This window comes from Ensifer sp. ENS07, assembly GCF_014852185.1.
GTDB lineage: Bacteria > Pseudomonadota > Alphaproteobacteria > Rhizobiales > Rhizobiaceae > Ensifer > Ensifer adhaerens.
In genome coordinates this window covers 127,513-150,076 of record NZ_JACVBE010000017.1, presented here as the reverse complement: position 1 = coordinate 150,076, position 22,564 = coordinate 127,513, and the positions used below count along the sequence as shown (strand labels likewise).

Sequence of the window (22,564 nt, the reverse complement as noted above, 5' to 3'; positions counted from 1 at the left end):
AAGAGGGAGAACGACAATGCTTCTGAAGAAATTGATGGCTGCCGCACTCGTCAGCGGTTTCGTGCTTGCCGCAAACGCCGCCTCTGCCCAGACGGTGGGTCCGTCCGGCGAGAGCGCGACGCCGAGCGCCGATGTCGCCCTGACCGATGCCGATATCGGCGCGCTCAAGGGCAAGGGCTACAAGGCGGCGCTGCTGTGGCATACCTCGTCCGACTTCACCAACGCCGTTTCGGCCGGTGCCAAGGATGAGTTTGCCCGCGCCGGCGTCGAGATCGCGGTGACGACGGATGCCGGCTTCGACGCTGCCCGCCAGCGCAGCGATATCGAAACCGCGCTTGCCGCCAAGCCGAACGTCATCCTGGCGCTGCCGCTCGATCCGGTGACCTCGGCCGAAGCATTCCGCCAGGCAGTGACCGATGGCAGCAAGCTCGTGTTCCTCTCCAACCTGCCGAGCGGCTATAAGCAGGGCACGGACTATGCCTCGATCGTTACCGACGATCTCTTCCAGATGGGCAAGCAGGCGGCGGATGCGCTGGCCAAGGCGATCGGCGGCAAGGGCAAGGTTGGCTACATCTTCCACGATGCCAGCTACTATGTGACGAACCAGCGCGACCAGGCCTTCAAGTCGACGATCGAGAAGGACTATCCGGATATCAAGATCGTTGCCGAGCAGGGCATCTCAGACCCGGCACGTGCCGAGGAGCTGGCAAGCGCCATGCTGCTGCAGAACCCTGATCTCGACGGTATCTACGTGACCTGGGCCGAGCCTGCCGACGGCGTGCTCTCTGCCCTGCGCTCGAGCGGAAATACCAAGACCAAGATCGTCACGCTCGATCTTGCCGAACCGGTCGCGCTCGACATGGTCAAGGGCGGCAACGTCACCGCGCTTGTTGCCGACAAGGCCTATGAGCTTGGACGCGCCATGGCTGCGACCGGCCTGAAGTCGCTTCTCGGACAGCAGACGCCGGCCTTCGTCGTTGCCCCGGCTTTGACCGTCACCAAGGAAAACGTCGCGGACGGCTGGAAGCAGTCGCTCAACCGCGATGCGCCGCAGTCGGTGCTCGACGCGGCCAAGTAATCAGGTGGCCGCCGGGAGAGAGGACGCTTCCGGCGGCGTCATTCCTAAAAGGGAGGCAGATATGCACAGGGCAGTGAAACACTTCGCGTTGCTGGCAACGGTCTTTGCCGCGACATCCGGCTTTGCCGCTGACGGCAAGACCACGGGTCCGCATGGCGAGACGCCGACGCCGGCGGGCAGCCTGACGCTGACGGCGGAGCAGGAACAGCAGATCAAGGACGGCAAGTTTACCGCAGCGCTCGTCTGGCACGAGATGAGCGAATACACCAACGCGGTCAACAGCGGCGCCCAGGACGAGTTCAAGCGCCTTGGCGTCGAGGTGGTCGCACAGACCGATGCCGGCTTTGATGCCGCCCGCCAGAAGGCGGATGTCGAGACGGTGCTTGCCAAGAAGCCCTCGATCATCCTGTCGCTGCCGGTCGACCCGGCAAGCGCCGCCGTGGTTTACGATCCGGCACGCACCGCCGGTGTGAAGCTCGCCTTCGTCGACAATTCGCCGGCCGGTTACGAACACGGCAAGGACTATGTGACGATCGTCTCGGACGACCTTTTCCAGATGGGCAACAAGGCGGCCGTTGCCATGGCGGATGCGCTCGGTGGCAAGGGCAAGCTCGGCTATATCTATCATGACGCCGACTTCTACGTGACCAACCAGCGCGATGGCGCCTTCAAGTCGACGATCGAGCAGGACTATCCCGACATGAAGATCGTTGCCGAGGCCGGCATGGCCGATCCGGCCCGCAGCGAGGAAATCGCGCAAGGCATGATCACCCAGAACCCGGATCTCGACGGGATCTATGTGACCTGGGCGGAGCCGGCACTGAGCGTGCTTTCGACGCTGCGCGGCGCCGGCAACAGCCACACCAAGATCGTGACGCTCGACCTCAACGAACCGGCAGCACTCGACATGGTCAAGGGCGGCAACATCGCAGCTCTGGTCGCCGACGAAGCCTACAATATCGGTGTCACCGCAGCGCGCGCCGCGGCAGGGTCGCTGGTCGGCAAGAAGGCCGAGCCTTTCCTGGTGGTCGACTCGCTTGCCGTGACCAAGGCGACGGTCGCCGACGGCTGGAAGAAGTCTCTGAACAAGGATGTGCCCGCGTCGATCGCGGATGCGATGAAGTGATGAAATGATGCCCGCTGCATGAGTAAAACATGCAGCTTTTCATAGTGCTGCGGCGACCTTTGCGCGTCTGACCAGACCCGCGGCGCCGTAGTGCAGGGGGAGCTTTCCCCCTGCCTTCGGAGGAAGAATAATGTCCAGTGCCCATTCCAGCGCGAGCGGCCAGCCGGCGAGCCTCGTCAGTCGCCTCAACCTGCAGCAATACGTCGTCTATCTCGGCTTCCTGGCGATCTTTCTGTTCTTCGCCATCGTGCTTCGCGACAGCGGGTTTCTGACGGTTCGCAACCTGTCGAACATCATGCTGCAGACAGCACCGGTGACGATCATGGCGATCGGCCTCGTCTTCGTCATGTCGGCCGGCGAGATTGACCTGTCGATCGGCTCGACGGTTGCCGTCTCGGCGCTGGCGGCGGCGGTGACGATCAACGAGTACGGCCTGGTGGCTGGCGTCGTCGCCGGTATCGGCGCCGGCGTGCTGATCGGGCTCCTGAACGGCGCGCTGGTCGCCTATGTCAAACTGCCGTCCTTCCTGGTGACGCTGGCGACGCTCGGGCTTTTTGCCGGCGTCTCCCGCTCGATGACGAACCTGCGCTCGATCCCGGTGACCGACAGCACCTTTACCGGCTTTTTCGGCTCCGGCTCGTTCCTCGGCGTGCCTTCGCTGATCTGGTGGACCCTCGTTGCCGTCGTCTGCGGCCATGTCATCTACCGCGAAACCCGCTTCGGCGCCCATGTGCTGGCGACCGGCGACAACAGCCGGGCAGCGAGCGTCTCCGGCATCAGCGTGCCGCGCATTCGGCTGGCCGTTCTGATGATCAGCGGCGGTCTCGCCGGCCTTGCGGGCCTGCTTTACGCCGGTCGCCTGCAGGCGGCGAAGTATACGCTTGGCGAGACCGACCTGATGACGGTGATCGCCGCCGTCATCGTCGGCGGCACGTTGCTCAACGGCGGCAAGGGCACGATCATCGGCGCGCTCGTCGGCTCGCTGATGATGGGCATGCTCAACAATGGCCTGATCCTGATGGGCCTTTCCGTATCCGACCAGATGATCGTTCGCGGTCTCATCATCCTCGCTGCGGTCGCCGTGTCGCTGCGCGAAAAGTCCCGCTGAAGGAGGATTTCATGTTTCTCGACGTTCTGCGCCGCCGCAACCCGGCATTCATCGAAGCGGCGATGAGCCTGCACCAGCAGGGCAAGCTTCCGGCCAACGCCTATGTGCTCGATCTCGACACGGTCGAGGCCAATGCGGCGATTATGAGCAACGAGGCTCGTCGCCTCGGCCTGAAGACCTTTGCGATGACCAAGCAGGTGGGCCGCTCCAGTTCCTTCTGCGAAGCGGTCAAGCGTGGTGGCATTGACCGTTCGGTTGCCGTCGACATGGCCTGTGCCCGCGCCACCCACAAGGCGGGCCTGAAGGTCGGCCATCTCGGCCACCTGCAGCAGGTCGCGCGCCACGAGGCGGCTGCCGCAGCGAAAACCTTCCGGCCGGACTATTGGACGGTCTTCAACGGCGAAAAGGCTGCAGAAGCGGCGGCTGGCGCACATGCAGCCGGCTATCGGCAGGATCTGCTCGCCCGTATCCGGGCGGAAGGTGATACCTTCTACCGCGGCCATGAAGGCGGGTTCGATGCCAGCGACGTTGCCGCGGTGGCGGACCGTCTCGATGCGCTCGACGGTGGCCGCTTTGCCGGCATCACCACCTTTCCGGCGCTGCTCTTCGACCATGAAAGCCGCAAGGTGAAGCCGACACACAATCTCGCGACGCTCTCGAAAGCTGCCGAGGCGCTGGCCAAGGCCGGCCGCAACGGGATCGAGGTGAATGCGCCGGGTACGACCTCCAGCGTCATGCTCCCGGCCCTTGCCGAAGCGGGCGCGACGCAGTGCGAGCCGGGCAACGGTCTGCACGGCACCACCGCACTGCACGTGATGGAAGATCTGCCGGAACTGCCGGCGGTACTCTACCTCACCGAAGTTTCCCATCTCTCGGGCGGCAAGGCCTATTGCTTCGGCGGCGGCTTCTACATCGACCCGATCTTTCCGGATTACGACGTCAAGGCGATCGTCTCTGCCGACCCGACGACTTCGGCGTCGGCGCTTCGAAGCGTCGAAGTACCGCCCCCCTCGGCGATCGACTATTACGCGATGATCGACGCCAGCGGTGCGGCGGCCCCGAAGCCTGGCGATACGGCGGTGTTCGGCTTCCGCGGGCAGGCCTTCGTCACGCGGGCCTATGTCGTCGGCGTGTCGGGCATCTCCAAGGGCGCGCCGAAGGTGGAAACGATCGAAAACGGTTTCGGCGAAACCGCGGCCTGGCCGGTTTGAGGGGTGACGTCATGAACGTGAACACGAATTCTGCACGCGAGCCGGTCCTCAAGCTGAAGGACATCCGCAAGACCTTTGGCGGCGTCACCGCGATCGAGAACTTCTCGCTGGACGTCCGTCCGGGCGAGATCGTGGCGCTCGTCGGCGACAACGGCGCCGGCAAGTCGACGCTGATCAAGATCATCTCCGGCGTTTACACGCCGACCTCGGGAACGATCACCATCGAAAACCAGACCGTGGCGATGTCGAACGCCACGATGGCGCGCGCCCATGGCATCGAGGTCGTCTATCAGGATCTGGCGCTTGCCGACCAGCAGACGGTCTATATGAACATGTTTCTTGGCCGCGAGCCGGTAAACCGTTTCGGCCTGCTCGACCGTCGCCGGATGATTTCCGAGACGGAAACTCTGGTGAAGGAACTGGATGTCCGCATCCCCTCGGCCCATGCGACGATCCGCGACCTCTCGGGCGGCCAGCGCCAGGGCGTCGCGATTGCCCGCGCCACCCATTGGGCGAGCAAGCTGATCTTGCTCGATGAGCCGACGGCAGCACTTGGCGTTGCCGAAACCGCCAAGGTCGAGGAGATCGTCGAATCGCTGAAAAGCCGCAACATCGGCGTACTGATCATCAGCCATAGCCTCGATCAGGTGTTCAAGCTCGCCGACCGCATCTGCGTTCTGCGCCGCGGCAAGCAGATCGGCATCCGTGAGACGGCCAAGACCGACAAAAACGAGATCATCGCGATGATCACCGGGCTTCAGCAACACTGAGGCGGATGAGTCCAGCGGTGCCGCCATTGGGGCGGCGCCGGTTGGCAATCATGGTGCGGCGCCGAAGAAGGTGAGGCGGGTGAACAGCACGTAGTGCGATTCCGAGACCATCAGCGCCACGAAGACCAGCACCAGCAGCGGCGGCAGCAGGATCGCGTAGATCAGCGCCAGCCGTTCCCAGGCCATGTGCATGAAGATCGCGACGATCAGCCCTGCCTTCAGTACCATGAAGATCAGGATCAGCGACCACCTGAGATAACCCTGCAGCCCGACATAGTCGACGAGGTAGGAAAAGGTGCTGAGCACGAAGAGCAGCAGCCAGACGACCAAGTAGAGGCCGATCGGGTGTTGCTGGTGCGTTTGTGCGTGGCCTTCTACTTTTGCTGCCGGTGCCGCGTGGGTGTGAACAGTCGTTTCCGTCATGGCCATGCCTCACCACAGATAGAAGAATGCGAAGATGAAGACCCAGACGAGGTCGACGAAGTGCCAGTAGAGGCCGGTGATCTCGACGATCTCGTATTGTCCTCTTCGGCTCGTGAAAAAGCCACGCCGTTCAGTGTCGAAATCGCCGCGCCAGACTTTTCGCGCGATGATCAGCAGGAAGATGACGCCGATCGTGACGTGGGTGCCGTGGAAGCCGGTGATCATGAAGAAGGTCGAGCCGAATTGCGCAGCACCCCAAGGGTTGCCCCAGGGACGCACGCCCTCGGTGATCAGCTTCGTCCATTCGAAGGCTTGCATGCCGACAAAGGTGGCGCCGAAAAGGGCGGTCAGCAGCATCAGCAGAGCGGTCTTCTTGCGATCGCGCCGGTAACCGAAATTGACGGCCATGGCCATGGTGCCGCTCGAGGTGATCAGCACGAAGGTCATGATGGCGATCAGGATCAGCGGCACGTCCGAGCCGCCGATGTGCAGCGCGAAGACCTCGCTCGGATTGGGCCAGGGAACGGCGGTCGACATGCGCGCCGACATGTAGGCGATGAGGAAACAGCCGAAGACGAAGGTGTCGCTCAGGAGGAAGATCCACATCATCGCCTTGCCCCAGGAGACGTTCTTGAACGTCCGCTGGTCGGAGGCCCAGTCGGCGGCAAAGCCGGCAAGTCCCGCGGGGCGATGGAGCGGTTCTCGGACAGGCGAATGTGTCTCGGCGGACATGCCTTGCCTCCTTCAAGTCAAGAGGGACCGGCAGAGCTCGACGAAGTCGTTGGCCCAGCCGGAAAAGAGCGCGTAAAGCACCAGCCATACGGCCAGCATGAAATGCCAGTAGGTGGCGCAGAGCGTGATCGACAGCACGGCCCTTTCGCCCATCGGGCCGGTGCGCGTCTTGACGATGACCCGGGTAAGCGCGAACAGGCCGCCGAGGATGTGCAGGCCATGCATGCCCGAGATCATGTAGAAGAAGCTGTTGGCCGGATTGTCGGCGAGCAGGAAGCCAGCGTCGGTCAACTCCCGCCAGGCAAAGACCTGGCCGGCGAGGAAGGCGAGACCGGCGGCAAGGGCTGCGATCATCGCCGTGCGGCTCGCCTCGTTACGATGCTGTTCGGCAGTGACGCGGGCCGCATGCAGAAGCAGGCTGCCAAGCGCAAGGATGGCGGTGTTCAGCCAGAGGATCTTCGGCATCGGCGTCGACCACCAGTCGGTGGAGGCCATGCGCATGAAGTAGGCGCTGATGAAGAGAGAGAAGAGCGCGGCGACGACAGCAAGGAAGACGCCAAGGCCGATTTTTGCAGGCGGGATCGAAGGCCTACCGCGCGGACGGGGATCGTGGGCGTGGCCGACCTCCAGCCAGGGTTTCGAGAACAGCCGCTGCCGGCTGAGCCACCAGGCGGCGATCGCGAAGATCACCGCCAGGAAGACGAGGGTGACGTTCATGAGGCACCCTCCGGCGCGTGGCCTACTGAACCCGGCTCAGTCTGCGGAATGAAATCTTCCGCTGCACCCGGCACGCTGTAGTCATAGGGCCAGCGGTAGACGACCGGCAGCTCCTTACCCCAATTGCCATGCCGCGGTGGCGTTTCCGGCGTCTGCCATTCGAGCGTCGTTGCCCGCCAGGGGTTGCCGCCGGCCTCGCGGCCGTGGCGGATGCTCCAGATGAGATTGAAGAGGAAGACGATCTGGGCGGCGCCGACGATCAGCGCCATGATGGTGATGAACTCGTTGAGCGTGTGGGCGGATGCCGGCACGAAGGCGGTCTCGCCCATCTCATAGTAGCGGCGCGGCATGCCGATCAGCCCGAGATAGTGCATCGGGAAGAAGATCAGATAGGCGCCGACGAAGGTGACCCAGAAGTGGATCTGCCCCATCGCCTGATTGAGCATGCGGCCGGTGATCTTCGGATACCAGTGATAGATTGCCCCGAAAATCACCATGATCGGCGCAACGCCCATGACCATGTGGAAATGGGCGACGACAAACATCGTGTCGGAGAGCGGCACATCGACGACGACATTGCCGAGGAACAGACCGGTCAGCCCGCCATTGACGAAGGTGACGATGAAGGCGAGCGCGAACAGCATCGGCAGCGTCAAATGGATATCGCCGCGCCAGAGCGTCAGCACCCAGTTGTAGACCTTGATCGCCGTCGGCACGGCAATGATCAGGGTGGTGGTGGCGAAGAAGAAGCCGAAATAGGGGTTCATGCCGCTGACATACATGTGGTGCGCCCAGACGATGAAGGAGAGCGCGCCGATGATGACGATCGCCCAGACCATCATGCGGTAGCCGAAGATGTTCTTGCGGGCGTGGGTGCTGATGAGATCGGAGACGATGCCGAAGGCGGGCAGGGCGACGATGTAGACCTCCGGATGGCCGAAGAACCAGAAGAGGTGCTGGAACATGATCGGGCTGCCGCCGCCATGCTGCAGCTGCTCGCCCATCTCGACGATCGCCGGCATGAAGAAGCTGGTGCCGAGCACCCGGTCGAACAGCATCATGACACAGGCGACGAAGAGGGCGGGGAAGGCGAGAAGCGCCATCACCGTCGCCGTGAAGATGCCCCAGACGGTGAGCGGCATGCGCATCAAGGTCATGCCGCGCGTGCGCCCCTGCAACACGGTGACGACATAGTTGAGGCCACCCATGGTAAAGCCGATGACGAATAGGATGAGGGAGGAGAGCATCAAGATGATGCCCCAGTCCTTGCCGCCGGGCGTGCCGGAAAGTACTGCCTGTGGCGGATAGAGCGTCCAGCCGGCGCCGGTCGGCCCGCCCGGTGCAAAGAAGCTCGCGACGAGCACGAGGACGGCCAGCAGATACAGCCAGTAGCTCAGCATGTTGGCATAGGGGAAGACCATGTCGCGCGCGCCGAGCATCAGCGGGATCAGGTAGTTGCCGAAGCCGCCGAGGAAGAGCGCAGTCAACAGATAGATCACCATGATCATGCCGTGCATGGTGATGAACTGGTAGTAGCGTTCCGCATCGATGAAGGCGAAGGCGCCGGGAAAGCCGAGCTGCAGACGCATCAGCCAGGAGAGCACGAGGGCGACCATGCCGATGGCGATCGCGGTCGAGGCATATTGCACGGCGATGATCTTCGCATCCTGGCTGAAGACATAACGCGTCCACCAGCTATGGGGATGATAGAGCTCCACGTCCTCCACTTCCGCGGGGCCAATCTGTTCGCCCGTGCCTGACCGGATATCGACCATCTGCGAGAACCTCCCAACACCGGATCATCTCGATCCAACGCCTTGAACCTGCAATTCCGCACGTCCAACAATGGAATTGCGTCTCCTCACGAGCGGGATGCGGGCGGATATCGCGAGCACTTTTCCTCATCCCGCTTTGGCCGTCGGGGCGCCTGTTATTGCGCCGGGGCGGCATTCACTGCCTGCGCCGTTTCTTTCGTTCCTGCCTTTGCCTGCAATTGCGAGAATGTCGTCTGTTGCGAGAGCCAGGCTTGATAATCGGCGGCACTGTCGACGACGACGGTGCCGCGCATCTGTGGGTGACCGGTGCCGCAGAGTTCGGCGCACAGCACCTCGAACGTGCCGGTGCGCGTCGGCGTCAGCCAGAAATAGGTGACCATGCCCGGCACCATGTCCATCTTGGCGCGGAACTCCGGCACGTAGAAATCATGCAGCACGTCAACCGATCGCAGCAGGATCTTGACCGGCTTGCCGACCTCCAAATGCAGCTCGCCGCCTTCGATGACGACGTCGTCGAGGGCGGCCGCATCGTTGCGGTTGAGGCCGAGCGAATTTTCCGGGGTGATGTCGCGGGTCTCCGACGTACCGAGCTTGCCGTCGGCGCCGGGCAGCCGGAAGCTCCACAACCATTGCTGGCCGACGACTTCTACCTCCGCCGCACCGTCCGGCACGGTCACGAACTGGTGCCAGACGAAAAGACCGGGGGTGAGCATGGCGGCGACGCCGAGCGTGGTGCCGCCGGCAAGCCACCCTTCGAGCTTCCTGTTTTCCGGTTCATAGGCGGCCCGGTTTCCCGGGCGATGCCGAAAACGCAGGACGCAATAGGCCATGAAAAGCACGACGGCGACGAAGACGACGCCGGTAATCCAGAAGGTGATGATGAGCGTATTGTCTATGTAATTCCAGTTGGACGCGATCGGCGTCCACCACCATGGGCTCAACAGATGGAACAACACCGAACCGACGGCCACCAAAACCAGAACAACTACCACGGCCATTTCTGTCCCTCCTCGCCGCTGGCGGCTGTGGGCATGAATACGCAATCCGTAGAGCCTTCTGCATGTTTCCGTTAATCGTCGCCGATCAAACGGCAAAACATGCAGGAATTCAAAGTTCTACAGCGACCTTTGCGCGTCTGGTCAGACACGCGGTGCTGTAGCTGCAATTATTACACGAACCTCGAACAGTCGCAATTCGCCGCCTCCGTGCGAGCAGCGGTTGCGTTTAGTCTCCGCAGGTTACTGCGAATACTGCTTGAGATAGGCGATGAGGTTGGAGATATCCGTATCATCTTTCAAACCGGCAAAGGCCATTTTCGTGCCTTTCACCTTGGTCCTTGGATTGTGCAGATAGTCGCGCAGATGCGCCTCATCCCAGACGAGTCCACCCTTGCCGGCATCGATCATCGCCGGTGAGTAGCTGAAGTCGGCATGAGTGCCTGCCGTTCGTCCGAACAGATGGTTGAGCGATGGCCCAACCTTGTTGGTGTCGCTGTCGGCCACATGACAGACGGCGCATTTCTTGAAGACGGTGGCTCCGGCGGCCGCATCGCCCTCTTGCGAAAGGGCAGCGAACGGACAGAGCATCGTTGTCGAAAAGGCAAGGGCAACAACAAGAATTCGCATGACACTTCCTCAATATCGCCGGGCGCAGGCAAGGAAGGCTATCGTCAATCTGTCGTTTTGGCGGTGCTTGCTTCTCTTAAGTTGGCGCCACGGCGGTTGATACTTGCGACACGACGACGGTACGCCTCGCTTTGTGGAAGTCAACCGGCGCAGCCGGCCGGCTTGCCGGATGCGCCTAAATTTTCGCCATGTCGCTGCCGTCGCTCAGACGCGATTGCCGTCGGCGTTGAAGAAGTGCAGCCGCTCGACCGGCAGGCGTACGGGCAGCGAGCCGGAAACGTTGAGGAACCGGCGGTCGTTGGTAAACGCCTTGAAGCCGGCACGGCCGAAGGAGAGGTGCAGGATGATGCCGAAGCCCGTCGGTTCGACCAGGTCGACATTGGCTTTCAGCGCATCCGGGCCTTCGACGCCGATCTCGACATGCTCCGGCCGGATGCCGAGCGTCGCCCTGGCGCCGTCCGTCAAGGCAGGATGCGGCTGGGCCGGAACGATGATGCCGCCTTCGGTTTCGAAGCGCGGGGCGGTACCGTTGCGATAGGTTCCCTCGAAGAAGTTCATCCCTGGCGACCCAATGAAGCCGGCCACGAAGAGATTGGCCGGGCGGTCATAGAGATCAAGAGGGCTTCCGACCTGCTGGACGAAGCCGCCGTTCATGGCGACGATGCGATCGGCGAGCGTCATAGCCTCGATCTGGTCGTGGGTGACGTAGATCGAGGTGGCGCCCAAGTCCTTGTGCAGCTTCTTGATCTCGGCGCGCATCTGCTCGCGGAGGCGCGCGTCGAGGTTGGAGAGCGGCTCATCGAAGAGAAACGCCTTGGGTTCGCGCACGATGGCCCGGCCCATGGCGACGCGCTGGCGCTGTCCGCCCGAAAGTGCACGGGGGCGGCGTTCGAGCAGCGGGTCGAGACCGAGCTTGGCGGCAGCGCCCGAGACGACGCTTGCGATCTTTTCCTTGGCGACCTTCCTCAGCCTCAGGCTGTAGCTCATGTTCTTGGCGACCGACATGTGCGGATAGAGCGCGTAGGACTGAAACACCATGGCGATGTCGCGGTCCTTCGGGGCCAGTTCGTTGACGCGTTTTCCGGCGATTCGGATTTCACCCGAGGTCACGCTTTCGAGCCCGGCGATCATGCGCAGAAGCGTGGACTTGCCGCAGCCTGACGGGCCGACGAGCACGACGAATTCGCCGTCGCCGATCTTCAGGTCGACATCGTGCAGGACCGGGTGGATGCCGTAGGATTTCTGGATATTGGCGATATCGATGGAAGCCATGAGAACAATCCTCAGCCTTTGACCGCGCCGGCCGTGAGGCCCTGGACGAGATAGCGTTGAATGAGCAGGAAGAAGAGGCAGGCGGGGATGAGCGCGAGCACGCCGGCGGCCATCATCTGCCCGAAGTCGACGGAGAACTTCGACACGAAGGACAGAAGCCCGACGGGGAACGTCGCCTGATCGTTGCCGGAGATCAGCATCAGCGAGAACAGTAGCTCGCTCCACGCTGCGGTGAAGACGAAGCCGAGCGTTGCGGCAATGCCGGGCAGCGTCAGCGGCAGGATGATCTGGCGGAAGGCGACGAATTGGGTGGCGCCGTCGATCATCGCGGCCTCCTCCAGATCCTTCGGGATGCCGTCGAAGAACGACTGCATCAGGAAAGTGGCAAACGGTACGTTGAAGGCGGTGTAGACGATGACAAGACCGGTGAGGCTGTTGGTCAGCCCGAGCGGCGAGAGGATCTTGAAGATAGGCGCCACCAGCATGACCAGCGGGAACATCTGCGTCAGGAGCATCAGCGCCACCAGCCAATACTTGCCGCGGAAATTGAAGCGCGACAGGGCGTAGCCCGAGAGCGAGGCGAGGATGGTGACGATGACGGCGGTGGAACCCGAGACGATCAGGCTGTTCTTGAAGAACACCGGAAAGGCGCTGTGGCGGAGCACGAAATCGAAGTGCTCAAGGCTGGCGCGCGACGGCCACATTCGAATGCCTTCGGAGTAGAGCAGATCGTTGGGCGTGACGGCGACCTTCAGCAGCCAGTAGAGCGGGAAGAGCGCAAACGCGATGTAGGCAAGGATTGCCAGCCGGTGCGCGATCATGAGGAAAAGAGGTTTGGCGCGCATCGGTTCAATCCTTGCTCAGGAGCCATTGCCGCAGGATGACGATCAGCATCGAATAGGCGAGCAGCAGCGCCAGGAGCACGAGCGCGATCGCCGAGGCGTAACCGAAATCCAGCCGCTTGAAGGCCTGGGTGAAGATGTAGCTGGCGACGATCTGGGTGCGGTCGGCCGGTCCGCCATTGGTCATGACGATGATGAGATCGGCGAAGTTGGAGATCCAGACGGTGCGCAAGAGGATGGTGATGGCGATCGTCGGCGCAAGGAAGGGGAGGGTGATCGACAGGAAACGTTGCACTGGGCCGGCGCCGTCAATGCTGGCGGCCTCGTAGAGGTCGCGGGGGATCGCCTGAAGGGCTGCTAGCAGCGTGATGGCGAAGAAGGGTATGCCCCACCAGACATTGGCGATGATCGGTCCCCACATGGCAAGCTGCGGGTCGGACAGGATGTTGTTCGGTTCGCTCATGATGCCGAGGCCGAAGAGCCAGTGCGGCAGGGGGCCGACGACCGGATTGAACAGCCAGGCCCAGTTGAGGCCGGCGAGGAAACTCGGCACCGCCCACGGGAGGAAGACGAGCGCCTGGGCGAGGCCGCGGCCGTAGAAGGGCTTGTCGAGCAGCAATGCGAGGATCAGACCGAAAACGAACTGGAAGAAGACCGAGGCACCGGTCCACCAGAGCGTATTGCGCAACGCCCGATAGAAGGCCTGGTCCTCGGACAGCGCCCGGAAATGATCAAGACCGATATAGGCGCCGGAGAACGGGTTCAGGAGCTGGATATCGCGGAAGGCGTAGGAGACGCCGAGCACCAGCGGCACCAGCATCACGGTGACGATCAGGATCAGCGCCGGCGCGCTATAGAGATAGGGTGCGGCGCCATCGGCGATGCGCTTCTTCAGCGGCGTCCTGCTTGCCGGCAGGCCGCTTTGGCGGGCGACATAGGCCATCGATCGAAATTTCCCCTGTGCGGCCGCCGGTTTTTCGGGCGTGCCTCGATTCTAGGTCGGAGCGGGAAGGGCGGAGACCGCGCACACTTCATTCCGCTCAAAGAGTTATGAGGGCCGGCGGCGGCGAACCGCCGCCGGCCAAAAGCTTACTTCTTACTGGCGAGGAACTTCTGCTGTGCCTTGGTGAGGTAGTCGGCCCACTGGTCGGCGAGTTGCTGCGGCGTGATATCGCCGAGCAAGGCTTCCTGGGTCGTCTTGATGGCAAGCGAGTCCTTGAAGAAGGCGAATTCCTCGAGGTAGGTCGGCATCACAGTCAGGACGACGTCCTTGTCGGCAAGTTCGTCGAACCAGCCCTTGAACTGCGCGCTGGCATAGAAGGGATCCTTCTCGGCCGACTTGTGTACCGGAAGCGCCCCGGTGCGCTTGTTCCACTCGATGTTGCCTTCCGGCCCTTCGAGCGTCTCGATCAGCTTCCAGGAGAGGTCCTTGTTCTGGCTTGCCGACAGCATCGACCAGCCGGCAAAGCCGATGGTTGTGAAAGCCTTGCCGCTCGGGCCCTTCGGCATGGTGGTGACGCCGAAGTCTTCCGATTTCATGCGCTCGGCAATCGCGATCAGAGCATCCGGGTCCTGGTCGAGGAAGGCGCAGGTGCCGCTGTAGAAACCGGCGACGATTTCATTGAAGCCCCAGTTGACGCTGTCCTTCGGCGCCAGCCCCTTCTTGTAGAGATCGATCACCCAGGTGAGGCCCTTGACCCAGCCTTCGCTGTTCATGGTCGAGGTGCCGTCCTCATTGAAGAAGGTGTTGCTGCCGGCCATGGTGGCGCCGAACATCACCCAGCCGTTGAGGCCGCCCGGACCGCCGCGCAGGCAGTAGCCGGACTTACCCGGAAGCTTCGAGACGGCTTCCGACGCCTTGACGAAATCGTCCATGGTCTTTGGCGGCTCGTTGACGCCGGCTTCCGACAAGAGCTTCTTGTTGTAGAACATGGCGCGCAGATAGAAGCCGTAGGGCAGCATGTAGGCGGTGTCGTTGACGTCGCGGCCGAGTTCGAGCGCGCGTTCCGTCAGGCCGCCGGTGTGTTCCCACTTGGCGAGGTAGGGCTCGAGGCTTTCGAGCATGCCGTTGTTGGCATAGAGCGACAGCCAGGTGTCGGGCATTTCCATGACGTCAGGCAGTTCGCCGGCTGAAACCATGGTCGCGAACTTCTGGAAGGCTTCGCCCCAGGGCAGCGAGATGATCTCGACCGTCGTGCCGGGGTTGGCGGCCTCGAACTTGGCGACGATCGACTTCAGCGTCTCGGTGCGCTCGGGGCTGGTGATGACCTCGACGAGCTTCAGTTTGGTGTCGGCGAGCGCGCTTCCAGCCATGAGGCTGGCGAGAAGCGTGGCAGTGATCAGTTTCTTCATTTCTGTTCCCTCTTTTCTTCGTTGGTTTTGGTTCAAAGTGGGCGGACCGGGATCCTCATCCCGCTCCAGTCAGTCAGTCGAAGCGACGGCGAGCGCCGCTTCGAGATCGCTCCAGAGGGCCTCCGTTCCCTCCAGACCGACATGGAGCCGTACCGATCGCGGCGAGATGCCGAAGGCGGCCGCGGAATTGGGCTGGGCTTTCTGCGACAGCACGACTTCGCCCGGCACGATGAGGCTTTCATGCCCGCCCCAGGACACGCCGAGCTTGAAGAGTTCGAGATGGTCCGCGAAGCGCCTGACGTCGACGCCCTCGCGGAAGATGAAGGAGAAGAGGCCGGAGGTGCCGGAAAGGCCCGGCGGCAACGTGTTGCCAAGGCCGGGGTGGCAGACGGTCTCGACCAGCGGGTGAGCCTGCAGGCGGCGCGCGACTTCAAGCGCCGAGCGCTCGTGCGACTTCATCCGGATCGGCAAGGTACGCAGACCGCGGATCAAGAGCCAGGCGTCGAAGGGCGAAAGCTTGCCGCCGAGATAGGGATAGGCTTCGGAACGGATGCGGCCGATCAGTTCCTTCGATCCGGTGACGACGCCGGCGACGACGTCCGAGTGGCCGCCGAGATATTTCGAGGCCGAATGGATGACGAGATCGACGCCAAGCGAGATCGGCTGCTGGAAGATCGGGCTCGCCCAGCTGTTGTCGATCGCGGTGATGATGCCCTGGTCCTTCGCCAGGCGGGCAAGGGAAGCGACGTCGTGGGTGTCCATTACCCAACTCGTCGGGCTTTCCATGTAGAAGAGCTTGGCGCCGGGCAGCGCCTTGGCGACTGCTTCCTCGTCGCGGCCGTCGACATAGGTCACTTCGATCTTCATGCGCTTCAGATGCGTGCCGAACAGGCGGAAGGCATCGGGATAGACATGGTTGACGGCAACGATCCGGTCGCCCGGCTCGACGAAGGAGAGCACGGTAGAGGAGATCGCCGACATGCCGCTCGCAAAACCGATCGCGTCCTCGCCGCCTTCGAGTTTCGCCAGCATCTCCTCGAACATGCGCACAGTCGGGTTGAGGCCGCGGGTATAGATCGGCCGCACGCGCTCGCCCCGGTAGGAGGCGACCATATCGTCATAGTCCTTGAAGGTGAAGAGCGAGGTCTGCACGATCGGCGGCACGACGGCGTCGAAGGCGTGGCCTTCGTCATGCGCGACGATCAGCGAGGCATGGTCGAACGGATCGAGGCCGTTGGTCATTTGGACATTTCCTTGATGTCTTCCTCGACGATCGCGAGGATTTTCAGCGTTTCTTCGCGCGCGGTCTCAGGGTCCTGAGCAGCGATTGCGTTGAAGAGGGTGCGGTGGAACGGGAAGGAGCGACGGGCGAAATCCGTTCGGTCGAAAGGATGGTCCCAAAAGCGCTCGAAGGCCTCGCGCATTTGCTCGAGCAGCTGGCGAAAGAGCGGATTGTGGGTGGCGTCGTAGATCGCCAGATGAAAGGCCAGGTCTTCCGGCCCCGACGTGCCCTTGGCGATATGCACGCGCTCCATTTCGTTGAGCCTGATTTCGATGATCTTCAGGTCTTCATCGGTTCGCCGGCGGGCGGCGACCATGTTGGCCTCGACCTCGATGCCGCGGCGCACTTCGAGCGTCATCAACAGCACGTCGCGCAGATGCGCCGCGTCGAGCGTGAGCGGCATATGGACGGTCGCGCCGGAGATCGTGCGCAAGAGATAGGTGCCGCTGCCCTTGCGCGCCTCGACGACGCCGAGTGCCTGGAAGTGGCGAATGACCTCACGGACCGTGGAGCGGCCGACGGCCAGCGCCGTCATCAGCTCGCGCTCGGCCGGCAGGCGTTCGCCGGGTTTCAGGCCCGATTGTTCTATGTAGTCAGCCAACGCGGCAATCACCTGCTGAGCCCGGTCGGCCGGGGGCAGGGGCATTAGTGCCGCTCTTGCCGGTTCATTCATTCGGCTCCCTCCCCAGAGGCCAAATTGGTCTGACATCTCACCAATATGATCAAGCCAGTTGGGGTCGTCAAGCAAGAACTGATAGACGCACAACTGTTGACCCCGCTCGCCTCAGGCGTAGACAAGGGAGGCAAGGAGCTCTGGTGATGATGAAATCGGAATATCAGTTCGTGGTCGCAGCCGTGCTCGGCGCGTTCTTCGTCATGGTGGCGGCTACGGGGGATGCCGAGGCTCAGATGCGGACGCGGAAGGGCGAGTATTACGAGGGGATCCAGCGCAAGCCCTATGGCTATTACTGGATCTGGCCACCGGTCGAGCAGCAGCAGCCCGTCTACAAGAAGCAACCCGGCAAGAAGGGGAGCGAGCTCGCGAAGCCGCGCAAGCGGCCGGTTCAATAGCCGCAGGGCTCGACGAAGAGCGCAAAGAGAAGCGGCGCCCTGGGGCGCCGCAACTTTGATCAGACCTTCGCGACGTGAACGTCGCGGGGGAGTGAGGAGAGAACCTCCGGCCCATCCTCCCGGAGGATAACGATATCCTCGAGCCGGATGCCGAAGCGGCCGGGGAGATAGATGCCGGGCTCGATCGAGAAGACCATGCCTTCTTCGAGCACGGTTTCCGAGGTCGCGGTGATATAGGGCGGCTCGTGGCCGTCGATGCCCATGCCGTGGCCGGTGCGGTGGACGAAGTACTCGCCATAACCGGCGTCCGAAATCACCCTGCGGGCAGCAGCATCAACCTCCTTGGCGAGCACGCCCGGGCGAGCCGCCTTCAGTGCCGCCTGGACGGCCCTTTCGACGATCGTGTGGATCTGCCCGTAGCCTTCGGGCGCGCGGCCGACGATCGCCATGCGCGTAATGTCGCTCGGGAAGCCCTGCTTGCGGCCGCCGATGTCGATAACGACGGCATCGCCTTCCTCGATCACCCGCTCGCTGGCGGAGTGATGCGGGAAGGCGCCGTTGCCGCCGGCGCCGACGATCCAGAAGGCCGGTGCCGCACCTTCCGAGGCGAAGTGCGCGCGGATGTCGGCGGCCAGTTCCTTCTCGGTCATGCCCGGGCGGATCTTGGAGAATGCCGCCTGCATGGCGCGATCGGCGATGCCGGCATTCATCTTCAGAAGCGCGTACTCGCTCTTGTCCTTGCGCATGCGGAGCGCGCCGAGCGTCGCCGGGGTGAATTCGCGCGCGGTATCGGCGGGCAGCGCATCGATCAGCAGCAGCGCAAAATCGGCGCGCATGGTTTCGTCGAGCACGACGCGACCGGGCTTTGCGGCGCCGACATCGGCAAGCGCTGCGGTCAGGGCGTCGCTCGGGCCAACGTCATCGGCCCAGTTGTGGAAGGCGATATCGGTGTGCTCGCGCGTGCCTTCGGCGTTGAGCGCCGGCATCAGGAACGCTTCCTTCTCCGGGCCGATGAGCAGCAGGCACGGGCGTTCGTCGGGATGCGGATGGTAGCCGATCAGCCAATCCATATGCGATCCCGGCGCCAACGCGACGAGGCCGACATTGCTTTCGGCCATCGTGCGGCGGAGTGCTGCAAAACGGCTCTTGGTGAGTTCCTTCATGGTGTTTCCAATTCTGGCTTGAGAAATCAGATGCCACAGCCGGTCATGCGGCCGTGGCCGAAGGTGAGGGGGAAAGGAGCACCGGAGATCGGCGCGTCGTCGGCTACGGGGAATGCCTGAGGCCCGCGCCTGTCTTGCGGCGGGACTTGGATCTCTGGCTCTTCAAGCGGACACCTCCCCCTCGAATGCACGAACATGAGGCCGGGAGGCTGGTCGCTTCCCGTCGCTATGCGTCTGTATTTGCACGACTTTGGTGCTGTGGCTGAGCGTTGTCAATATGGAATTTTAGTCACACTAAAATTTATGACGGCATCGCCTCAGGCAGCCAATCGCAGCAACCGTGCAACCGCCTGTTGGTCGAAGCCGCCGATACCCTCACGGATGTCGGCAGCGACCGCGTCGGCAGCAGCGTTCTCATCCCGGCGCCTCAGCGCCTCGATTGCCTCGCGGTGGCGGTCGACCACGTAAAGTTCGGTCACGTGTTCCATGGCGATGCCGAGGATCGGGCCGAGCTGCAGCCAGACGCTCTCGATCAGCGGCACGGCGACCGCATCGGGATTGGCCGTATAGATCATTCGGTGAAACGCCTGGTTGGCGATCAGCGCCGCCACCTTGTCACCCCGACGGATCTCCGTCTCGATGCTGTCGTCGATCGCCGTGATCTTCTCGATCTGACGTTCGGAAAGATGAGCGACGGCCCGGCGAGCCGCATGGCTTTCGAGCGCGATGCGCAACGAGATCAGTTCTTCGAAGCGGGCGGGCGTGATGTGCGGCACCACGATGCGGCGGTTTTCGAGGAACTGCAGCGCGCCGATCGAGGTCAGCTGTCTAAGCGCCTCGCGCACCGGGGTCGGGCTGCTTTCAAGCGCCTCGGCCAGACCGCGGATGGTGACGGAGGTGCCGGGTCGGAACGCGCCGACCATGATCGCCTGGCGCAGCCGGTGAAAGGCATAGTCATGCGTGGTCATGCCGTCGGGGCGCGCAAGTGGCGGTAAGACAAGGGGTTTCAAGTGCGCATGTCCTTTTGCCCGAATTGCGATGGCTTTCTCATCAGCGAGAGCGGTGTTTGGCAAACGCCTGCATACACTTTTCCGCGCGCCGCTCTACGTCAAACGCCTGATAGCACTGCCGCTGCTTGACTCCAATTCCAGAATTATGTCAACTTTCGGAAAATGTGATCACAAAAAGAGATTTGCGATATGTCGCTCGACGCGGAAGATCCCAGCGCATTCAAGGCATGGCTCGAGCAGAACGGGCCGATCGAAAGCATCCAGGCCGTCGTCTGCGACCTCAACGGCATCATGCGGGGCAAACGCGTGCCAGTGGAGCAGGCGGGCAAGGTGCTCGGCGGCGGCATCCGCATGCCGCTCTCGATCGTCGGTGTGGACGTCTGGGGCGAGGACATCATCAACAGCGAGCAGGTGTTTGCGAGCGGCGACCGCGACGGCATCTGCGGTGTCACCGGCCGCGGCGCGCTGCCGGTCAACTGGACCTCGCGGCCGAGCGCGCTGGTGCCGCTCTGGCTGCAGCTTGAGGACGGCAAGCCGTTTCTCGCCGATCCGCGCCAGGCCCTTGCGGCGGTCGTGCGTGAGTACAAGGAGCTCGGCCTTCGCCCCGTCGTCGCGACCGAGTTGGAGTTTTACCTGATCGACCCGGAGCCGGACAGCGCAGTGCCGCCGATCTCGCCCTATACCGGCAAACGTCTCGATTCCGATGCGATCCTCTCGATCGACGAACTCGACGATTTCGGCGAGTTCTTTTCCGACGTCTACAAGGAATGCGCCCGGCAGAACGTGCCGGCGGATGCGGCGATCGCCGAGAACGGCATCGGCCAGTTCGAAATCAACCTGCTCCACACCGACGACCCGCTGAAGGCGGCCGACGACGCGATCTTCTTCAAGCGCATTGTCAAGGGCGTGGCGCGCAAGCATGGGCTCGCCGCGACCTTCATGGCCAAGCCCTATGGCACCCGTTCCGGCAATGGCATGCATATCCATTTCAGCCTGCTCGACGAGGAGGGCAACAACGTCTTCAACGACGGCAGCGACGAGGGCTCGCCGATGCTGAAGAACGCCGTCGCCGGTCTACTGCGCGGCATGGCCGAGACGACGCTGCTGTTTGCGCCGCATTTCAATTCCTACCGGCGACTTCGGCCGGATACGCACGCGCCAACCGCCGTCTGCTGGGGTTACGAGAACCGTACCTCGGCCATCCGTATTCCCGGCGGCAATCCTGCCGCGCGGCGTATCGAGCACCGCGTCGCCGGTGCCGACTCCAATCCTTATCTCGTCATCGCCGCGATCCTCGGTGCTGCCCTGGTCGGCATCCGCAACAAGTGGAAGCCGCCGGCGCCGGTTTCGGGTCGGGCCTATGCAGCGGAGAAACTGCCCAAAATTCCCTCGGAATGGGGGCAAGCGGTCGACAGCTTCGAGGCAGGACCGATTGCCGCCGAAATCTTCGATCCCGTGCTGCGCTCGATGCTGATCGCCTGCAAACGCCAGGAAATCGCGGGCTTTGCCGAGCAGGTCACGGACTACGAATTCAGCGCCTATCTGGAAATCGTCTGATGCTTACCAAACAGAAATCCTATGCCGGTGACGGCAGCTACCCGACCAGCTACTACGCCGCCTCCCGCAACATCATCCGCACGCCGGTCCGGCTGCAGGGCCGGGTCGAGGCCGATGTCTGCGTCGTCGGCGCCGGCTATTCCGGTATGTCGACGGCGATCCACCTTGCCGAAAAAGGCTACAAGGTCGTCGTCATCGAGGGCGCGCAGGTCGGCTGGGGCGCTTCGGGCCGCAACGGCGGTCAGGTGGTCAACGGCCTCAATGCCAGTCTCGCGACCATCCAGCGCCGCTACGGCGAGGATGCGGCGCGCTTCATCGGCGGGCTGGTGCAGGAGGGCGGCAAGATCATCCGCCGCCTCGTCAGCCAGTACCAGATCGAATGCGACCTGAAGCCGGGCAATATCTACGCCGCCTATACGCCGGCGCATATGAAGGAGCTCGAAGCCAAGCAGGCGCTCTGGCGCAAATACGGCATGGACGATCACCAGTTGCTCGACCGTGACGCGCTCGCCAAGCTCGTCAAGTCGGATGCCTATTGCGGCGGCATGCTGGACACGACCGGCGGCCACATGCATCCGCTCAATTTGGTACTCGGCGAGGCCCGTGCCTTCGAAAGCATTGGCGGCACGATCTACGAACAGTCGCCGGTGACACGTGTCGACCACGAGGCGGCGCGGCCGACCGTCTATACTGAAGGCGGCGAGGTTTCGGCGCGCATCGTCGTTCTCTGCGGCAATGCCTATCTCGGCGATGCCGTGCCGAAGCTCGTCTCGCGCGTCATGCCGGTTTCGACGCAGATGATCACCACGGCGCCGCTCGGCGAAGAGCTTGCCCATTCGCTGATCCCGAGCGACATGTGCGTCGAGGACGTGCGCTATATCCTCGACTATTTCAGGCTCTCGGCCGACAAGCGCATGATCTTCGGTGGCGGTACCGTCTATGGTGGAACCGATCCGGCCGACGTGGTCGCCAAGCTGAAGCCCAATCTCGAAAAGGTGTTCCCCGCGCTCAAGGGCGTGAAGATCGAGTATGCCTGGAGCGGCAATTTCGCGCTCTCCTTCACCCGCGTGCCGCAGATGGGGCGCATCGGCTCCAACACCTATTTCGCCCATGGCTATAGCGGCCACGGCGTTACCGGTTCGCACCTCTTCGGCCGCACGCTCGCCGAGGCGATCGACGGCGACACCACGCGTTATGATGTCTTCGAGAAGCTGCCCTGGTATCCGTTCCCGGGCGGGCGCATGTTCCGGGCGCAGTATTCCACCATCGGTTCCTGGTGGTACCAGTTCAAGGACGCGGCCGGGCTCTAGGAACAATCCGCGCGCAGCGGCGTTTTGGCCGGGCGGACCGCCGTCTCGGCGGCGGTCCGCGGTCGATCTCGCGTCGAATGTGTTTCCGTCCTGATTGGCGATGCGATAGTATCGACCTTCTGCGGCAGGGGTCCGCCGTC

At 62.9% G+C, this 22,564-nt stretch carries 22 protein-coding genes; 8 read left to right on the top strand and 14 right to left on the bottom strand.

From position 1 onward, the window contains the following. Positions 1–16: 16 nt before the first annotated feature. From IB277_RS33480 to IB277_RS33460, 5 genes are all read left to right on the top strand, one after another. Positions 17–1,078 (top strand): substrate-binding domain-containing protein, encoded by a 1,062-nt coding sequence (locus IB277_RS33480; RefSeq protein ID WP_034798936.1) that lies wholly within the window; start codon positions 17–19, stop codon positions 1,076–1,078. A 61-nt stretch (positions 1,079–1,139) separates the two neighbouring features. Further along, positions 1,140–2,204 (top strand): substrate-binding domain-containing protein, encoded by a 1,065-nt coding sequence (locus tag IB277_RS33475; RefSeq protein WP_090298312.1) that lies wholly within the window; start codon positions 1,140–1,142, stop codon positions 2,202–2,204. Positions 2,205–2,334: 130 nt separating this feature from the next. Then, on the top strand, positions 2,335–3,312 hold the full coding sequence (locus tag IB277_RS33470; protein WP_034798931.1) for an ABC transporter permease: 978 nt from the start codon (positions 2,335–2,337) through the stop codon (positions 3,310–3,312). Positions 3,313–3,323: 11 nt separating this feature from the next. Then, on the top strand, positions 3,324–4,523 hold the full coding sequence (locus IB277_RS33465) for an alanine racemase (protein ID WP_090298309.1): 1,200 nt from the start codon (positions 3,324–3,326) through the stop codon (positions 4,521–4,523). Positions 4,524–4,534: 11 nt separating this feature from the next. Further along, positions 4,535–5,293 (top strand): ATP-binding cassette domain-containing protein, encoded by a 759-nt coding sequence (locus IB277_RS33460; RefSeq protein ID WP_034798925.1) that lies wholly within the window; start codon positions 4,535–4,537, stop codon positions 5,291–5,293. 48 nt (positions 5,294–5,341) lie between these two features. Here the strand turns inward: IB277_RS33460 and IB277_RS33455 are convergent, their stop codons facing one another. From IB277_RS33455 to IB277_RS33400, 12 genes are all read right to left on the bottom strand, one after another. Further along, positions 5,342–5,716, bottom strand: coding sequence for a cytochrome C oxidase subunit IV family protein (locus tag IB277_RS33455; protein WP_034798923.1), 375 nt, complete (start codon positions 5,714–5,716; stop codon positions 5,342–5,344). Positions 5,717–5,725: 9 nt separating this feature from the next. Beyond that, complete coding sequence (locus IB277_RS33450) at positions 5,726–6,448, bottom strand: heme-copper oxidase subunit III family protein (RefSeq protein ID WP_034798919.1); 723 nt, start codon at positions 6,446–6,448, stop codon at positions 5,726–5,728. A 12-nt stretch (positions 6,449–6,460) separates the two neighbouring features. Further along, a complete protein-coding gene (locus tag IB277_RS33445) occupies positions 6,461–7,165 on the bottom strand; it encodes a cytochrome c oxidase subunit 3 (RefSeq protein ID WP_090298306.1) in 705 nt (234 codons plus the stop codon). Continuing rightward, positions 7,162–8,940 carry a cytochrome c oxidase subunit I gene (gene ctaD, locus IB277_RS33440; RefSeq protein ID WP_110819502.1) on the bottom strand — a complete coding sequence of 593 codons (1,779 nt, stop codon included), beginning with the start codon at positions 8,938–8,940 and terminating at the stop codon, positions 7,162–7,164. Before ctaD ends, IB277_RS33445 begins: the two co-directional genes overlap by 4 nt. A gap of 155 nt (positions 8,941–9,095) precedes the next feature. After that, entirely contained in the window at positions 9,096–9,938 is an 843-nt protein-coding gene (locus IB277_RS33435; protein WP_034798913.1) for a cytochrome c oxidase subunit II, read from the bottom strand. A gap of 240 nt (positions 9,939–10,178) precedes the next feature. Further along, entirely contained in the window at positions 10,179–10,565 is a 387-nt protein-coding gene (locus IB277_RS33430) for a cytochrome c family protein (RefSeq protein ID WP_034798911.1), read from the bottom strand. Positions 10,566–10,769: 204 nt separating this feature from the next. Further along, positions 10,770–11,837, bottom strand: coding sequence for an ABC transporter ATP-binding protein (locus IB277_RS33425; protein ID WP_034798909.1), 1,068 nt, complete (start codon positions 11,835–11,837; stop codon positions 10,770–10,772). 11 nt (positions 11,838–11,848) lie between these two features. Then, positions 11,849–12,682 carry a carbohydrate ABC transporter permease gene (locus IB277_RS33420; protein WP_060520333.1) on the bottom strand — a complete coding sequence of 278 codons (834 nt, stop codon included), beginning with the start codon at positions 12,680–12,682 and terminating at the stop codon, positions 11,849–11,851. 4 nt (positions 12,683–12,686) lie between these two features. After that, positions 12,687–13,622: a carbohydrate ABC transporter permease gene (locus tag IB277_RS33415; RefSeq protein ID WP_051659467.1), complete on the bottom strand. Its 936-nt coding sequence runs from the start codon at positions 13,620–13,622 to the stop codon at positions 12,687–12,689. Positions 13,623–13,768: 146 nt separating this feature from the next. Next, the gene (locus tag IB277_RS33410; protein WP_034798905.1) at positions 13,769–15,031 is read right to left on the bottom strand and encodes a sugar ABC transporter substrate-binding protein; all 1,263 of its coding nucleotides are present in this window, start codon (positions 15,029–15,031) and stop codon (positions 13,769–13,771) included. A 69-nt stretch (positions 15,032–15,100) separates the two neighbouring features. Beyond that, on the bottom strand, positions 15,101–16,273 hold the full coding sequence (locus IB277_RS33405) for a PLP-dependent transferase (protein ID WP_034798903.1): 1,173 nt from the start codon (positions 16,271–16,273) through the stop codon (positions 15,101–15,103). Continuing rightward, on the bottom strand, positions 16,270–16,986 hold the full coding sequence (locus IB277_RS33400) for a FadR/GntR family transcriptional regulator (RefSeq protein WP_110819503.1): 717 nt from the start codon (positions 16,984–16,986) through the stop codon (positions 16,270–16,272). Before IB277_RS33400 ends, IB277_RS33405 begins: the two co-directional genes overlap by 4 nt. A 146-nt stretch (positions 16,987–17,132) precedes the next feature. Here IB277_RS33400 and IB277_RS33395 point away from each other — a divergent pair, with 146 nt between their 5' ends. Continuing rightward, positions 17,133–17,384: a hypothetical protein gene (locus IB277_RS33395; protein WP_090298298.1), complete on the top strand. Its 252-nt coding sequence runs from the start codon at positions 17,133–17,135 to the stop codon at positions 17,382–17,384. Between the two features lie 59 nt (positions 17,385–17,443). Here IB277_RS33395 and IB277_RS33390 read toward each other — a convergent pair whose 3' ends face one another. Both IB277_RS33390 and IB277_RS33385 read right to left on the bottom strand, forming a co-directional pair. Continuing rightward, positions 17,444–18,547, bottom strand: a complete 1,104-nt coding sequence (locus IB277_RS33390) for a Xaa-Pro peptidase family protein (protein ID WP_090298294.1) — start codon at positions 18,545–18,547, stop codon at positions 17,444–17,446. A 317-nt stretch (positions 18,548–18,864) separates the two neighbouring features. Beyond that, positions 18,865–19,557, bottom strand: coding sequence for a GntR family transcriptional regulator (locus tag IB277_RS33385; RefSeq protein WP_034798895.1), 693 nt, complete (start codon positions 19,555–19,557; stop codon positions 18,865–18,867). Between the two features lie 189 nt (positions 19,558–19,746). Here IB277_RS33385 and IB277_RS33380 point away from each other — a divergent pair, with 189 nt between their 5' ends. Then, positions 19,747–21,114 (top strand): glutamine synthetase family protein, encoded by a 1,368-nt coding sequence (locus IB277_RS33380; protein WP_034798892.1) that lies wholly within the window; start codon positions 19,747–19,749, stop codon positions 21,112–21,114. Beyond that, positions 21,111–22,424: an FAD-binding oxidoreductase gene (locus tag IB277_RS33375; protein WP_162731807.1), complete on the top strand. Its 1,314-nt coding sequence runs from the start codon at positions 21,111–21,113 to the stop codon at positions 22,422–22,424. The genes IB277_RS33380 and IB277_RS33375 overlap by 4 nt, the downstream gene beginning before the upstream one ends. The last annotated feature ends 140 nt before the right edge of the window (positions 22,425–22,564 follow it).

Coding starts and splice junctions, on each gene's coding strand:
- IB277_RS33445 (WP_090298306.1), bottom strand. CDS start 7,165: ATGAACGTCACCCTCGTCTTCCTGGCGGTGATCTTCGCGATCGCCGCC.
- IB277_RS33460 (WP_034798925.1), top strand. CDS start 4,535: ATGAACGTGAACACGAATTCTGCACGCGAGCCGGTCCTCAAGCTGAAG.
- IB277_RS33435 (WP_034798913.1), bottom strand. CDS start 9,938: ATGGCCGTGGTAGTTGTTCTGGTTTTGGTGGCCGTCGGTTCGGTGTTG.
- IB277_RS33470 (WP_034798931.1), top strand. CDS start 2,335: ATGTCCAGTGCCCATTCCAGCGCGAGCGGCCAGCCGGCGAGCCTCGTC.
- IB277_RS33420 (WP_060520333.1), bottom strand. CDS start 12,682: ATGCGCGCCAAACCTCTTTTCCTCATGATCGCGCACCGGCTGGCAATC.
- IB277_RS33430 (WP_034798911.1), bottom strand. CDS start 10,565: ATGCGAATTCTTGTTGTTGCCCTTGCCTTTTCGACAACGATGCTCTGT.
- IB277_RS33415 (WP_051659467.1), bottom strand. CDS start 13,622: ATGGCCTATGTCGCCCGCCAAAGCGGCCTGCCGGCAAGCAGGACGCCG.
- IB277_RS33380 (WP_034798892.1), top strand. CDS start 19,747: ATGTCGCTCGACGCGGAAGATCCCAGCGCATTCAAGGCATGGCTCGAG.
- IB277_RS33390 (WP_090298294.1), bottom strand. CDS start 18,547: ATGAAGGAACTCACCAAGAGCCGTTTTGCAGCACTCCGCCGCACGATG.
- IB277_RS33475 (WP_090298312.1), top strand. CDS start 1,140: ATGCACAGGGCAGTGAAACACTTCGCGTTGCTGGCAACGGTCTTTGCC.
- IB277_RS33395 (WP_090298298.1), top strand. CDS start 17,133: ATGATGAAATCGGAATATCAGTTCGTGGTCGCAGCCGTGCTCGGCGCG.
- IB277_RS33450 (WP_034798919.1), bottom strand. CDS start 6,448: ATGTCCGCCGAGACACATTCGCCTGTCCGAGAACCGCTCCATCGCCCC.
- IB277_RS33425 (WP_034798909.1), bottom strand. CDS start 11,837: ATGGCTTCCATCGATATCGCCAATATCCAGAAATCCTACGGCATCCAC.
- IB277_RS33480 (WP_034798936.1), top strand. CDS start 17: ATGCTTCTGAAGAAATTGATGGCTGCCGCACTCGTCAGCGGTTTCGTG.
- IB277_RS33410 (WP_034798905.1), bottom strand. CDS start 15,031: ATGAAGAAACTGATCACTGCCACGCTTCTCGCCAGCCTCATGGCTGGA.
- IB277_RS33465 (WP_090298309.1), top strand. CDS start 3,324: ATGTTTCTCGACGTTCTGCGCCGCCGCAACCCGGCATTCATCGAAGCG.
- ctaD (WP_110819502.1), bottom strand. CDS start 8,940: ATGGTCGATATCCGGTCAGGCACGGGCGAACAGATTGGCCCCGCGGAA.
- IB277_RS33405 (WP_034798903.1), bottom strand. CDS start 16,273: ATGACCAACGGCCTCGATCCGTTCGACCATGCCTCGCTGATCGTCGCG.
- IB277_RS33455 (WP_034798923.1), bottom strand. CDS start 5,716: ATGACGGAAACGACTGTTCACACCCACGCGGCACCGGCAGCAAAAGTA.
- IB277_RS33400 (WP_110819503.1), bottom strand. CDS start 16,986: ATGAATGAACCGGCAAGAGCGGCACTAATGCCCCTGCCCCCGGCCGAC.